Origin of the sequence: Paraburkholderia sp. Cy-641 (assembly GCF_011752945.1) — a bacterium.
Classification (GTDB): Bacteria; Pseudomonadota; Gammaproteobacteria; order Burkholderiales; family Burkholderiaceae; genus Paraburkholderia.
In genome coordinates, this window is the sequence record NZ_VWWM01000080.1 from 13,837 (window position 1) to 28,053 (window position 14,217).

11 protein-coding genes are annotated in these 14,217 nt (G+C 64.2%); 6 read left to right on the forward strand and 5 right to left on the reverse strand.

Going from position 1 to position 14,217, the window contains the following annotated elements; translation table 11 throughout:
• Nucleotides 1-19: 19 nt before the first annotated feature.
• Nucleotides 20-1,147: an MBL fold metallo-hydrolase gene (locus F3J20_RS29250; protein WP_167285589.1), complete on the reverse strand. Its 1,128-nt coding sequence runs from the start codon at nt 1,145-1,147 to the stop codon at nt 20-22.
• 83 nt (nt 1,148-1,230) lie between these two features.
• On the opposite strand from F3J20_RS29250, the gene F3J20_RS29255 reads away from it, so the two are divergent.
• Both F3J20_RS29255 and F3J20_RS29260 read left to right on the forward strand, forming a co-directional pair.
• On the forward strand, nt 1,231-1,845 hold the full coding sequence (locus F3J20_RS29255; protein ID WP_167285590.1) for a TetR/AcrR family transcriptional regulator: 615 nt from the start codon (nt 1,231-1,233) through the stop codon (nt 1,843-1,845).
• Between the two features lie 150 nt (nt 1,846-1,995).
• Nucleotides 1,996-2,613: a dihydrofolate reductase family protein gene (locus tag F3J20_RS29260; RefSeq protein ID WP_167285591.1), complete on the forward strand. Its 618-nt coding sequence runs from the start codon at nt 1,996-1,998 to the stop codon at nt 2,611-2,613.
• A 33-nt stretch (nt 2,614-2,646) separates the two neighbouring features.
• Here F3J20_RS29260 and F3J20_RS29265 read toward each other — a convergent pair whose 3' ends face one another.
• Nucleotides 2,647-3,351 (reverse strand): GntR family transcriptional regulator, encoded by a 705-nt coding sequence (locus F3J20_RS29265; RefSeq protein WP_167285592.1) that lies wholly within the window; start codon nt 3,349-3,351, stop codon nt 2,647-2,649.
• Between the two features lie 218 nt (nt 3,352-3,569).
• Between F3J20_RS29265 and F3J20_RS29270 the strand changes: the two genes are divergently transcribed.
• Nucleotides 3,570-4,844, forward strand: coding sequence for a glucarate dehydratase family protein (locus F3J20_RS29270; protein ID WP_167285593.1), 1,275 nt, complete (start codon nt 3,570-3,572; stop codon nt 4,842-4,844).
• Between the two features lie 82 nt (nt 4,845-4,926).
• Complete coding sequence (locus tag F3J20_RS29275; protein ID WP_167039813.1) at nt 4,927-6,255, forward strand: MFS transporter; 1,329 nt, start codon at nt 4,927-4,929, stop codon at nt 6,253-6,255.
• A gap of 132 nt (nt 6,256-6,387) precedes the next feature.
• Here the strand turns inward: F3J20_RS29275 and F3J20_RS29280 are convergent, their stop codons facing one another.
• On the reverse strand, nt 6,388-7,296 hold the full coding sequence (locus F3J20_RS29280) for a LysR family transcriptional regulator (RefSeq protein WP_167285594.1): 909 nt from the start codon (nt 7,294-7,296) through the stop codon (nt 6,388-6,390).
• A 113-nt stretch (nt 7,297-7,409) separates the two neighbouring features.
• Here F3J20_RS29280 and metE point away from each other — a divergent pair, with 113 nt between their 5' ends.
• Complete coding sequence (gene metE, locus F3J20_RS29285; RefSeq protein WP_167285595.1) at nt 7,410-9,701, forward strand: 5-methyltetrahydropteroyltriglutamate--homocysteine S-methyltransferase; 2,292 nt, start codon at nt 7,410-7,412, stop codon at nt 9,699-9,701.
• A 221-nt stretch (nt 9,702-9,922) separates the two neighbouring features.
• Here metE and F3J20_RS29290 read toward each other — a convergent pair whose 3' ends face one another.
• Entirely contained in the window at nt 9,923-11,830 is a 1,908-nt protein-coding gene (locus F3J20_RS29290; protein WP_167285596.1) for a hypothetical protein, read from the reverse strand.
• A 256-nt stretch (nt 11,831-12,086) separates the two neighbouring features.
• On the opposite strand from F3J20_RS29290, the gene F3J20_RS29295 reads away from it, so the two are divergent.
• Complete coding sequence (locus F3J20_RS29295) at nt 12,087-12,818, forward strand: YukJ family protein (RefSeq protein ID WP_167285597.1); 732 nt, start codon at nt 12,087-12,089, stop codon at nt 12,816-12,818.
• A gap of 97 nt (nt 12,819-12,915) precedes the next feature.
• Here F3J20_RS29295 and F3J20_RS29300 read toward each other — a convergent pair.
• Nucleotides 12,916-14,217 (reverse strand): aldehyde dehydrogenase (locus F3J20_RS29300; RefSeq protein ID WP_167285598.1); only part of this gene is annotated, 1,302 nt, incomplete at its 5' end.

Consider the following 14,217-nt stretch of genomic DNA (forward strand, 5'->3'; position numbering starts at 1 on the left):
GATTCCGGCTGAGCACCGCTCAGGAGGACTCGGCGCTCTCTGCATGGCGCGCCGCGCACCACCGCCACGCAGACCTCGGCGCGGCGACCGGCTCCACGACATCGCGCCACCAGCGTTCGCCGCGATGCACCGCGTTCAGATCGAGCCGCTCGCCCATGCGCGGGGTCGATAGCGCAACCCCGCGCGCCAGCGCCAGTCTTGTCACTCTTTCGAACGGCTCCTGCCAGCGATGCATCGCGAGGTCGAAGGTGCCGTTGTGAATCGGCACGAGCCAGCGGCCGCGCAGATCGATATGCGCCTGCACGGTTTCTTCGGGCTGCATATGAACGTACGGCCACATCGGATCGTAAGCGCCGGTTTCGACCAACGTGACGTCGAACGGTCCGAGGCGCTCGCCGATCATGCTGAAGCCGTCGAAGTAGCCGGTGTCGCCGCTGAAGAACACGCGCAGATCGTCATCGGCGATCACCCATGAAGCCCATAACGTGCTGTTGCCGTCGAACAGGCTGCGCCCGGAAAAGTGCTGGGCCGGCGTCGCGGTGAACGCGATGCCGTCGACCCGCGTACCCTGCCACCAGTCGAACTGCTGCACCCTGTCCGCGTCGATGCCCCATTCGATCAACCGGTCGCCGACGCCGAGCGGCGTCAGAAACACCCCGGTGCGCTGCGCCAGCGCGAGGACCGTTTCGCGGTCGAGATGGTCGTAGTGGTCGTGCGAGAGGATCACGCCGCGCAGCGGCGGCAAATCGTCGAGGGCGATCGGCGGTGCATGAAAGCGCTTCGGACCGAACCTGCGAAACGGCGAGGCTCGCTCGGCGAACACCGGATCGGTCAGCCAGAACTGGCCGCGCAACTTCAGCAGCAGTGTCGAATGACCGAGCCGGTAGAGGCTGCGGTCGGGCGCCGCGTCGAGTTGCGCGCGCGTCAGCGTTTCGACGGGCAATACCGCTGCCGGCACGGTGCCACGCGGCTTGTTGAACAGCACCGTCCACGCGAGCCCGAGCGTCTTGCGCAGGCTTTCCGCGGGACGCGGCCTGACGTTGCGAAAGCGTTCGCCGTCATGCTGCGGCGAGTGGCCGAACGTCGCGCGGCTATGTTGCGCGGCACTCACGCCGAGCATACGGCCGACCAAAGCGGGAAGCGACATGATGAGTTGACCTTCAAAAAATGTACACTCGGCAGTGTAGTTTATTTTCGAGAAAAGTAAACTGGCCAGTGTAAAATCTTTCCATGGAATCGACTGCCCCACCCCAACGTCTGACGGACCGCAAGCGTGTCGCGATCGTCGGCGCCGCGATCGAGGAATTCCTCGCGGCCGGCTACGACGCGACCAGCATGGACCGTATCGCCGCCCGCGCGAACGTCTCGAAGCGTACGGTCTATAACCATTTTCCGAGCAAGGAGGCACTGTTCGCGGCGATTCTTCATCAGCTATGGGATGCGAGCCAGGGCGGCGATGCGCCCGCCTATCGGGCCGACAAGCCATTGCGCGGGCAGTTGCTCGATCTGTTGCAGCGCAAGCTGCGGCTGCTCAACGACGAGTCCTTCCTGTCGCTGGCACGGGTGGCGATCGCGGCGGGCATCCATTCGCCGGAGCGCGCCCGCGACATGGTCGCTCGCATGGGAGAGCGCGAGGAAGACCTGACGGCCTGGGTCCGCGCGGCGGCCGCCGACGGTCGCCTCAAGACCGGCGATCCCCTCTTCGCGGCGCTGCAGTTGCAGGTGCTCGTCAAGGGTTTTGCGTTCTGGCCGCAGGTGACGATGGGGCAAGTGCCGCTCGATGCCAAAGAGCAGAAGCGCATCGCGGAAGCAACGGCGGATATGTTCCTCGCGCGGTATGCGTGAGCCGGTTCGTCAGGCTCACGCGCAACGCCCGTGTCTCATGATGTGCCTCACGCGGCCATCGCGTGCAAGCCGCTCGCCGGCCTGTCGATTTTCAAGCGTATCGTTCGTCGTATCTGCGTACCAATCGTGTCCGTAGACCTGGAGAACATCATGCGCAAGCTCACCGTTTCCACGTTCATCAGTCTGGATGGCGTCACCCAATCCCCCGGGGCGCCAGCGGAAGACACCAGCGGCGGATTCCGTCTCGGCGGCTGGATGGTTCCCTATGCTGACGAAGCCATCGGCCAGAACCTGTGGGACATGCTCTCGCAGCCGTTCGAGCTGCTGCTCGGGCGCAACACCTACGACATCTTCGCCGGATACTGGCCGCACGTGCCGGCGGATTCGAACAGCCGCGCCATTGCCGACCTGTTCAATAGCGTCCCCAAGCACGTGGCCACGCATCGCGCCGATACGCTCGGCTGGCAAAACAGTCACGCGTTGCAGGGCGATCTCGCCGATGCGATACGCGCGCTTCTACGCGAAGACGGTGCCAATCTATTGACGTTCGGCAGCGGCGAGATGGTGCGCCAGTTGCTCGCGGCGGGCCTCGTGGATGAACTTCGCCTGCAGGTTTTCCCCGTCATGCTGGGGTGCGGCAAGCGCCTGTTCGGCGACGACGCGTCCGCCTCCGCCTTCACGCTCGCGCACTCGGTCAGCACGCCGGGCGGCGTGTTGATTACGCGCTACCTGCGCGACGGCGAGGTGCGCACGGGCGAGTTCGAATAAGCCGATCGACTTCAGGCGCCTCGCCCAACGCGCTCAATCGTCCGCCAGAAAATCCGGATGACTCGTGCGAATCTGGTCGATCTGGTTCAGCGTGCCCGATAGATGCTTGCGCAGCGCGGTCTGCGCGGCCGGCACATCACCCTGGTCGATCGCATCGACAATTTCCGTGTGATCGCGCACCACCGCCGCCGTCTTGCCCGCCACCGGCAGATGCAGACGACGCAGCCGGTCGATATGGCCGCTGCGCCGGCGCACGAGGTCCCACAGTTGCGGCACGCCCGCCGCCTCGTACATCTGGCGATGAAACGCCTGATCGAACAGCGCGAAATGCTCGTAGTCCTTCAGATCGAGCAGTTCCGTCTGCTTCGCGATGGTGGCGCGCAACTGGGCGATCAGCCCCGCATCGCGTTGCTCCGCGAGCGTGCGCACGACTTCGAGCTCGATCGAGCGGCGCAGGAAATGCGCCTGCAAGGCCGAGGTCACGTCGATCTGGCTCACGACGGTCGCGTGCTGCGGAAAGATGTCGACGAGCCCTTCTTCGCCGAGCTTCATCAGCGCGTCGCGCACGGGCGTCTGGCTCAGACCGTAGCGGTTCGCGAGCTCGGTGCGCGAGAGCACCGTGCCGGGCGTCAGTTCGAGGGAAAGGATCATGTCGCGCAGTCGTTCGAACACTTGCGGCGCGGCGTGGCGGGACCGGTCGAGCCGGGTCACCCCTGACGAAATAGCGTGGTTTTTCATGACGGAAACTGAAGCGCTGAAACGTGGACGCAAACGCAACCGGCTGCGGCCGCGCACTGAAACATTAGAACTATAGCCGACGCGAGCCCCTTCCAGCGGGCTTCCCGGCCGCCTCGCACCGAACGGGGACTGGGTAGTTTCCCTACTGACGCACTAATATATTAGTGCTTTACTATGCCGCCATCGACCTTTTAACCTTTCATCGCCCATTTCCGACCATGACTCGCGACATCACGATCACGCAGGTTCGCATTACGCCGATAGCCTTCCGCGACGGCCCGCTGCTCAACGCCGCCGGCATTCACGAACCTTGGGCGCTGCGCGCCATCCTCGAACTGGAGACGAGCGACGGCCGCGTCGGTATCTCCGAGACTTATGGCGACGAACCCATGCTGCGCGTGCTCGACCAGGCGAAGTCGCTCGTGGTCGGCCTCTCGCCGTTCGACCTCAATCGCATGGAAGAACGTGTGCGCGGCACGATCAAGGCGAGCCCCGGCGCGGTCGAATTCGAACTCGCGCCCGGCTCGCATTCGGCCAAGAACGCGCCGAAAGTCATCAGCGCCCTCGAAGTCGCGATGCTCGACCTGCAAGGGCAGATCGTCGGCGCGCCGATCGTCGACCTGCTCGGCGGCAAGGTGCGCGACGCGGTGCCCTACAGCGCCTACCTGTTCTTCAAGTACGCCGAACACATCGAGAAGCCCTATGCGCCCGACGCCTGGGGCGAAGGCCTGAGTCCTGAACAGATCGTCGCGCAGGCGCGCCGCATGATCGATCTCTACGGATTCCAAAGCATCAAGCTGAAGGGCGGCGTGTTCGAACCCGCGCATGAAATCTCCTGCATGAAAGCGCTCGCGAAGGCGTTCCCCGGCATGCCGCTGCGGCTCGACCCGAACGCGAACTGGACGCTCAAGACGAGCATCGAGGCCGCGCCCGAGCTCGACGAGATTCTCGAATACTACGAAGACCCGTGCCCGGGACTCGCGGGCATGGCCGAGCTGCAGAAGCATACGAAGCTGCCGCTCGCGACCAACATGGTGATCACGACCATGGACGATTTCCGCCGCGGCTGCGAAATGGGTTCGATCAAGGTATTGCTGTCGGATCACCACTACTGGGGCGGCCTGCGCGCGACGCAGACGCTCGCGCGCATGTGCAGGCTGTGGGACCTCGGCATGTCGATGCACTCGAACTCGCACCTCGGCATCAGCCTCATGGCGATGACGCACGTCGCGGCCAGCATCCCGAACCTGACCTACGCGTGCGACACGCACTATCCGTGGCAGGAAGAAGAAGTCATCCAGGGCGGCCGCGTGCAATTCGACGACGGCTCGGTCCGCGTGCCGACGACGCCGGGCCTCGGCGTCGAACTCGATCGCGCACGGCTCGCCGAACTGCACGCGCAGTACCTGTCGTGCGGCGTGCGCAATCGCGACGACCTCGCGCAGATGCGCAAGTACGACCCGGGCTTCAGCGGCAAGAACCCGCGCTTTTGATCCGTACTACCGATCCGTACTGCCGATCCACAACACACCGACCCGGCACGCCACACGCACTGCCACCGAAGGAGACAGGCTCATGAGTAGAACCATCCCGGACGCGCCGCGCCACGACCCGGCCGGCGTGCTGGCGAGCGCGGTACACAAGATCAAGTGGCGCGTGCTGCCGCTCTTCGTGGTGATGTTCATCGTCAACTATATCGACCGCGTGAACATCGGCTTCGTGCGCCAGCATCTGAGCGCCGATCTCGGCATCGGCGCGGCGGCGTATGGTCTCGGCGCGGGGCTCTTCTTCGTCAGCTATGCGATCTTCGAAGTGCCGTCGAACATGCTGCTGCAGCGCTTCGGCGCAAAGCTATGGCTGGCGCGCATCATGCTCACGTGGGGGCTCGCCGCGGCCGGCATGGCCTTCGTGCGCGGCGAGATGTCGTTTTACGTGATGCGTCTCGTGCTCGGCGCGGCCGAAGCCGGCTTCTTTCCCGGCGTCATCTACTACTTTACGCAATGGCTGCCGGGCAAGGAGCGCGGCAAGGCGATGGCGATCTTCCTGAGCGGCTCGGCGCTCGCCTCGGTGCTGTCCGGGCCGATCTCGGGCGGGCTCATGCTGATCAATGGCGCGGGGCTGCGCGGCTGGCAATGGATGTTCCTGATCGAAGGCATGTTCTCGGTCGTGCTGGCCGGCTTCATCTGGCTATGGCTCGACTCGAAGCCGCGCGACGCCGCCTGGCTCACGCGCGCCGAGCAGGATGCGGTGATCGGCGACATCGAGGAAGAGCAGCGGCAACGCGAAGCGGTGCATGCGGTCAAGCCGTCGCTGTGGAGTCTGCTGCGCGATCCGCAGATTCTGATCTTCTGCGTCATCTATTTCGCGGTGTCGCTGACGATCTACGGCGCGACCTTCTGGCTGCCGAGCATCATTCGCAAGATGGGGCACTTCAACGACTTGCAGGTCGGGCTGTTCAATTCGATTCCGTGGCTGATCTCGATCGCGGCGATGTACTTCTTCGCGATGCTCGCGGCACGCTTCAAGTTCCAGCAAGCCTGGGTCGCGTGCGTGCTGCTGATCGCCGCACTCGGCATGTACGCGGCCGGCCAGGGCGGCCCGCTGTTCTCGTTCGTCGCGATCTGCTTTGCGGCAATCGGTTTCAAGGCCGCGTCGTCGCTCTTCTGGCCGATTCCGCAAGGCTATCTCGACGCGCGGATTTCCGCGGCGGTGCTCGCGCTGATCAATTCGATCGGCAACCTGGGCGGCTTCGTCGCGCCGGCCGCCTTCGGCTTTCTCGAACAGAAGACCGGCTCGATCGAAGGCGGCATGACCGGACTCGCGGTGATGTCGGTCGTGGCCGCCGGGGTCGTGTTCTTTTCCCGCATGGCGCCTCGCGAGGGCGTGCCGGCTTCCGCGCATTAGGGGGTGTAGGGAGAGCTCGCGCCAGGCGAGCCGCAATCGGGTCGAGACAAATGGACTATCTGAACGCGGCGGCTTCTCGCGACGACAGGCAATCCGCTTTCTTCATCCAACCCAACACAACTACCGACGCACCTACCTACGCACCTTCGCCTCGCTCCACTCCGGCTCGCGCGCGGCCTTCACGAAGGCCGTCAGATAGTCGATCTCGTCGTCGGCCTCGCGGGTGCCGAGAAAAATCTGTTTGGCGATGCCCTTCCTGCCGAGTTGCAGCGGCGTGATCGGCATCCAGCCCGCGTACTCTTCCGCGAGCCAGCGCGGCAGCGCCGCGACGCCCCGGCCGCTCGCGACCATCTGCAGCATGATGTCCGTCGTCTCGATCACCTTGTGGCGCCTCGGCACGACGTTGGCCGGCGTCAGAAACTGCGTGTAAATGTCGAGCCGGTCGGTCTCGACGGGATAGGTAATCAGCACTTCGCTCGCGAGCTGTTCGGGCGTGACGTACGCTTCGTCCGCCAGCGCATGTCCGTCGGCGACGACCAGCACCTGCTCGTAGTCGAATACCGGCTGGAAGCGCAACCCGGGCCGCTTCAGCGGATCGGGCGTAACGAGCACGTCGATTTCGTAGCCGATCAGCGCGCCAATGCCGCCGAACTGAAAGCGTTGCTTCACGTCGACATCGACGTCGGGCCAGCGCGCGAGATACGGCGACACCACCTTGAGCAGCCACTGATAGCACGGGTGGCATTCCATGCCGATACGCAGCGTGCCGCGCTCGCCTTGCGCGTACTGCTTCATGCGTTCCTCGGCCAGCTCGAACTGCGGCAGCATGCGATTGGCGAGCCCGAGCAGGTACTGCCCGGCCTGCGTGAGCCGCATCGAACGGCCCTCGCGCGTCCATACCGGCGTGCCTAGCTGCTGCTCCAGCTTCTTCACCGCGTGGCTCAGGGCCGACTGCGTGAGATTGAGCGTATTCGCGGCGGCGGTGAGCGACCCCAGACGCTCCACCTCGCGCACGACCATCAGGTGACTGCGCTCCAGCATGCCTCACTCCATGAACAAAATCGATCCTTGTATGAAATAAATCCATTTTTATTCATACACGGAAAATTCTATCATCGCTGCCAGTTACTTCTCCTTTGAACGGCACACGCAACATGGTCACTACGCACAACCTCGGTTTTCCGCGCATCGGCGCGCAACGCGAACTGAAATTCGCCCTCGAAAAATACTGGAAAAACGAATCGTCGCGCGACGAACTGAAAGCCGTGGGCGCGCAGCTTCGCGAGCGTCACTGGCAAGACCAGGCGCGTCTGGATTTCGTGCCCGTCGGCGATTTCGCGTTTTACGACCAGGTGCTCGACATGAGCTTCACGCTCGGCAACCTGCCCGAACGCGTGCGCGGTTTCCACGGCGACACGCTCGACAACTACTTCCGCGTCGCGCGCGGCCGCTCGGCGCAAAGCGCCGAAGATCACGGCGGATGCTGTGGCGGCGTGGCCGCCGGTGAAATGACGAAGTGGTTCGATACGAACTATCACTACATCGTCCCCGAGTTCGATGCGAACACGCAGTTCTCGCTCGACCCGTCGCGTCTGCTCGAACAGCTCAACCAGGCCCGCGCGCTCGGCGTGAATGCGAAGCCCGTGATCGTCGGTCCGGTCACCTATCTGTGGCTCGGCAAAGCGAAGGACGACTCCGACAAGCTCGCGCTGCTGCCGCGCCTCTTGCCCGTCTACGCCGCCCTGCTCGACTACTTCACGGCACAGGGCATCGAGTGGGTGCAGATCGACGAGCCGGTGCTCGTGACGGAACTCGATGCGACGTGGTGCCAGGCGTTCCGTACGGCGTACGAAGCGTTGTCGGAGCGCCGCGTCAAACTGCTGCTCGCCACCTACTTCGGCCAGTTGCAGGACAACCTCGAACTCGCCTGCAAGCTGCCCGTCGACGGCCTGCATATCGATGCGATCAACGCGCGCGATGAAATCGTCAAGGCCGTGGCGCAATTGCCCGCGACCTCGGTCGTCTCGGTCGGCGCAATCAATGGCCGCAACATCTGGAAGACCGATTTGAGCGCCGCGCTGGAATGGCTCGAACCGCTGCATCGCACGCTCGGCGAGCGGCTGTGGATCGCACCGTCGTGCTCGTTGCTGCACACCCCGGTCGATCTGAACAGCGAGCAGAAGCTCGACGCCGAAATCAGATCGTGGCTCGCGTTCGCGCTGCAAAAGCTCGACGAACTGAGCGTGCTGGCCGGCGCGCTGAACCACGGCCGCGCCTCGGTCGCCGATGCGCTCGCCGCCAACGCGAAGGCCATCGAGAGCCGCCGCACCTCGCCGCGCGTACACAACCCCGCCGTCAAGGCCGCCATCGCGCGCATCGATGCGTCGCTCGGCAAGCGCGCGAGCGCCTATCCGCAACGCGCGCAAAAGCAGTCCGCGATTCTCAACCTGCCCGCCTTCCCGACCACGACGATCGGCTCGTTCCCGCAGACCAGCGAAATCCGTCACGCACGCAGCCAGTTCAAGGCGGGCGCACTCGATCAGGCCGGCTACAAGGCCGCGATGGAGCGGGAAATCACGCGTGCCGTGAAGGAGCAGGAAGCGCTCGGTCTCGACGTGCTCGTGCACGGCGAAGCGGAACGCAACGACATGGTCGAATACTTCGGCGAGCAGCTGGACGGCTATGCGTTCAGCCAGTTCGGCTGGGTGCAGTCGTACGGTTCGCGCTGCGTGAAGCCGCCGATCCTGTTCGGCGACATCAGCCGCCCGAAGGCGATGACCGTCGAGTGGATCCGCTACGCGCAGTCGCAAACGACGAAGCCGATGAAGGGCATGCTGACCGGCCCCGTGACGATCCTGAACTGGTCGTTCGTGCGCGATGACCAGCCGCGTTCGGTATCGTGCCATCAGCTTGCGCTGGCGATCCGCGAAGAAGTGCTGGACCTCGAAAAGGCCGGCGTGCGCGTGATCCAGATCGACGAAGCGGCGCTGCGCGAAGGGCTGCCGCTGCGTCGCGCGCAATGGAGCGAGTACCTGCAATGGGCCGTGGAATCGTTCCGCATCACCGCGAACGGCGTGCGGGACGAAACGCAGATCCATACGCATATGTGCTATTCGGAGTTCAACGACATCATCGCGTCGATCGCCGAGATGGATGCGGACGTCATCACGATCGAAACCTCGCGCTCCGACATGGAGCTGCTCGATGCCTTCGACGACTTCAGGTATCCGAATGAAATCGGCCCGGGCGTGTACGACATTCACTCGCCGAACATTCCGAGCGAGGAGCATATCGTGAACCTGATGAAGAAGGCCGCCGAGCGCATTCCGGCCGGGCGCCTGTGGGTCAATCCGGACTGTGGCCTGAAAACGCGCGCGTGGGCCGAAGTGATTCCCGCGCTGACCAACATGGTGGCGGCCGCGAAAACGCTGCGCCAGCCGGCCTGAGCGTAGTGGCCCGCGCCGCGTGAAGTGAGCGCGGCGCGGATTCGCTCGATGTCGTTCGCCACTGCACGAAACTCGCCTGCCACGGAAATTTCGTTTAGCGGGCCGCGATACGGAACACCCGGGCAGTTCGGTTAGCGCTCGGTCACCGGCCTGCCGGCAGCGTCACGCAGAAAGATCGACAACGCAACCGCATCGAGCGCAATCGACGGCCTCGCCGCGTTTCACTTTGCCGAGGCTTTCCGGCGCGGCGCGGGCTTCGACGCATGCGGCCCGACCGCCGGCGACAAACCGCCCGTCAGCAGTTGCAGCGCCGGCCGTCTGCGCGTGGAGCTTTCCGCATGCGGTGTCGGCATCGCCTCGGACTTCGGCGTCGCGCTGAGCCAGAAGGCGAGTTCGGCCGACTTCACCGTGTTGTCGGCGGCGAAATAGGCGTCCTGCCACGTGTCGTCCGAGGCGAGGAAATGCCACGCTTTTTCCTTGCGCTTTTCGAGCCAGTAGCGCCACGCGTAATGATCGTAGACGTCGAGGCAATGCGCGGCATAAGCCTCGGCCGCGGCGCGGTGTCCCTTGATGATGTTCAGGTTCTCGTCGTTGTTGTACGAGGCCTTGTAACCATCGTTGTGACTGCCCGTTGCGACGATGCAGTTATCCGTGAACGGATCGATGACGACGATCTTGTCATGCACGACCGCATTGCCCGCCTTGTTCAACTCCTGCTTCCATTGCGAGAACGCATCGCCCTTGGTCACGCCCGCCGTATGAATCACACGGAAATCCTCGGGCAGCGGCGAGTCGCCTTTTTTAGGTGCTTTCACGGGCACCTGGCCATCGTGAAGCGCCGCATAGAATTCGCCGGCCGCGTTCGCCGCCGTGACGGCGCCGCGCACGAACAGCGTGGGGCGCGCCTTTTGCGCGGCCGCGATCGCATCGACGATGCTCGGATAACCGGGCTCGAACACGAGAAAAATAATCGACTGCCGTGCCTTGCCGATCAGATCGAACAGTTCCTGCAGATCGGGCGGACACGCTTCATCGGCCGGCGGTTTGCTCGCTCTCGCCTTCGGCGTGTTCGGCGAGAACCAGATGTCGAGGGTGCCGCTGCCGTCTTCGAGATCGATCGTGACGGGGCCGCTCGCATCGGCGGAACGCAGGGGCTTGGCCTGCGGCCCGGTTACCTTGGGACCCGGCGCCAGGGTATCTTTCTTCAGGCGCGTCCAGTAGCCGCTATAAGCATTCGCCACCGCCGGCGAGCGGGCGATGATCGTGTTGTTGGTCTGCGCGCACAGGCCATGCGCGGTCACGTTGGTCGAGCCGAACAGAGCGGCCGTCGGTTTGCCGTCTTGCAGCAGCACCTGAAACTTGTTGTGACCGATATGATTGCTCGCCATGAAGCGGTCGGTCACCTTGACGCCCGCCGCTTTCATGTCGGCGCGCTCGGCCGAATAGACGTCGTTGGTTTTCTGACCGTTCGCGTCCTTGCCCGGCATGTTCGAGAGAATCAGATTCAACGAGCGCTGCAAGGGCTTCAGACACGCAATCACTTCGGGATCGTCGAGCTCGTAGAACGCGCACTGCAAGGTGCCGCCCGTTTGCGCGGCTTCTTTCGGCAGCGTGGTCAGCGCCTCGATCATCTCGCCGGCCAGATCGTTGCGAAGCGGATCGCCGATCGTGTAGATATGCTTCTGCAGCTTGTCGACGAGCTTGCCGCCGCCCGGCGTCGCTTCGAGCACGCTCGCGGTGGATTGCGTCGCGAGAATGCCGCGATTGAAATAGACCGACAGCGCGCCGTAGTCGGCCGTCAGCTGAATCTGATTCGACAGCAGCGGACCATAGGGCAACGGTTTCAGATTGCCGGGCGTGCCGCCCATCGGCACGATCCGGTAGCGGTAGGTACGGCCGCGAATCGCGGTGACGTCCTTCCAGAAGAACTTCTGCACCGGGTCCACGAACGTGGTGCGCCCCGCGCCGGCCGCCTGCCCCTTGAACGTCGCCATCGCGGGAAGCGGCGTTTCCGTTCCGGTCTGTACGTCGATGCGGGAAATGGCGAAGCCGAGACAGTCCTTCAGCTTGCCGCCCAGGGTCCATGCAATGACCGCAATATCGTTGTTCGAAAAGGCAATCGCTTTCACCCACCCTCCGTGCTATTCGACTGGCATCTCTCGGTTCGGATAACGGGTTCGGATAACGTCGTGGAGTCCGGATAAAAGCACCGGCGTGCGCGTTTCATCGCACCCTTGCGCGCGCCCTTCTCCACTTACGCTCCCGCGATCACGAAGGCCTCATCTAGCCTCGATAAACGTTGCAGGCGTGTGACACCGGATGCGCTTGTTTATCGTTCGGCGTCGCCTTATGCTTGCCGCTCAACTTCAGCAAGGTTCTTCAGCCATGAACGAATACTGCATGTTCAAAGGAACGCTGCTGCGCGCGGCGCCTTTCAAGGACACCTATGTCGGGAGTCCGCACTATGTGATTACCGTGTCGGGCAACGACAACAAGCCATTCAATCTCGTCGTGAATTCGGCCTCGACCGACCCTGCCCCCAATGGCAGCGACGACGTGTATTTCTATGCCGATCTGAACTTCGACGACCCGCTGACCGCGAAATTGCAGGGGCTCGATCCGGGTCTGTACACGAGCGGTTTTCCGCGGCTCGACTACTGGCAGGACAGCAGCCTGCTCGACATCCATCGGATGCGGCCGGTTCCTTACGAAGATGAAGACGGCAATCGCTCCGATGTCAACGACATCATCAACGAGGTTCTAAGCATCGACGAAACCCAGACGCCGGAAAGCCTTCCGTACGACAACGGCAGCGGGCAATTGCACAACCGCGATTTCTGGACGCCGACCACGGCGGGCATCGTGGTCTACGGGTTCGGCTTCCTGTTCCTGCCGAAGAAAGACGGTCTGCACGAAACCCACATGAATCAGGGCAATCCGCCCGGCAAGCACTACAAGGAGAATGGCGCGTTCCAGGACGGCGCGGTCATCATTCAGCGCGCCGATGGCTTTGCCGCGCTGTTCACCGCGTTCCAGACGCAGCGTTTGCCAACCAATGCGAACGGCAATCCGACGCCGAACTCGCGCCCGTTGCCGGAGTTTATTCAGGGGAGCTGAGTGGCCTGATTAAACGTGCAGGCTGAGCGCGCAGCTTGAATGCACAAGTGCGCGCTCAGCGATTTTGCGTGGCGATTTTTTGCGGTCGTCGTCGCACTCAGAACGGATAGTGACGCGGCGCCGTTTGCAGCGTGACCCAGCGCAGGTCGGTGAATTCGGCGATGCCCGCCTTGCCGCCGAAGTGGCCGAAGCCGCTTGCCTTCACGCCGCCGAACGGCATCTGCGCTTCGTCGTGCACGGTCGGGCCGTTCACATGACAGATGCCCGACTCGATGCGCTTCGCCACATTGAGCGCGCGCGCCGTGTCGCGGCTGAACACCGCCGCCGAGAGCCCGTATTCGTTGTCGTTCGCGCAGGCGATGGCGGCCGCTTCGCCGTCCACGCGCACGATCGCCTTGACGGGGCCGAACGATTCGTCGCGATAGATGCGCATGGCCGGCGTCACATGGTCGAGCAGCGTGGCGGGCATCAGTGTGGTCTCGCTCCTGCCGCCGCACACGAGCGTCGCGCCTTTAGCGAGCGCATCGTCGATCAGCGCGTTGCAGCGCTCGACGGTGCTCATATCGACCACCGAGCCGAGCACGACCGGGCCCTTGCGCGGATCGCCGAGCGGCAAGGCGCGCGCACGCGCGGCGAGCTGAGCGACGAACGCATCGGCAATGCGGGTGTCGACGATGATGCGCTCGGTCGACATGCAGATCTGCCCGGAATTCGCGAATGCGCCGAACACCGCCGCATCGACCGCCGCGCCGAGGTCCGCATCGTCGAGCACGACGAGCGGCGCCTTGCCGCCGAGTTCGAGCACGGACGGCTTCAGATGACGCGCGCAGGTTTCGGCGACGATGCGCCCCACGCGCGTCGAGCCCGTGAAATTCACGCGGCGCACGCGCGGATGCTCGATCATCGCCTCGACGATGCGCGCGGCGTCGGCCGGTGCGTTGGTCACGAAGTTCACGGTGCCGCGCGGCAACCCCGCTTCCTGCATCGCCTCGATGATGAGCCCGTGCGTCGCGGGGCAAATCTCCGAGCCCTTCAGCACGACCGTGTTGCCGCAGGCGAGCGGCAAGGCGATCGCGCGGACCGCGAGAATCACCGGCGCATTCCACGGCGCGATGCCGAGCACGACGCCGGCCGGCTGGCGCACGCCCATCGCGAGACTGCCGGGCACGTCGGACGGAATCAGTTCGCCGGCGATCTGCGTCGTGAGCGCGGCCGCCTCGATCAGCCCCGCCGCCGCGAGGTGCACGTTGAAGCCGGCCCAGATGCCCGAGGCGCCGGTTTCGGCGGCCATCGCGGCGGCGAACGCGTCGGCCTTCGCTTCGAGCGCGTGCGCGGCCTTCGTCAGCAGCGCGCGGCGCTCGCCCGGCCCCAGCGCGGACCACACCGGAAAGGCGGCCGC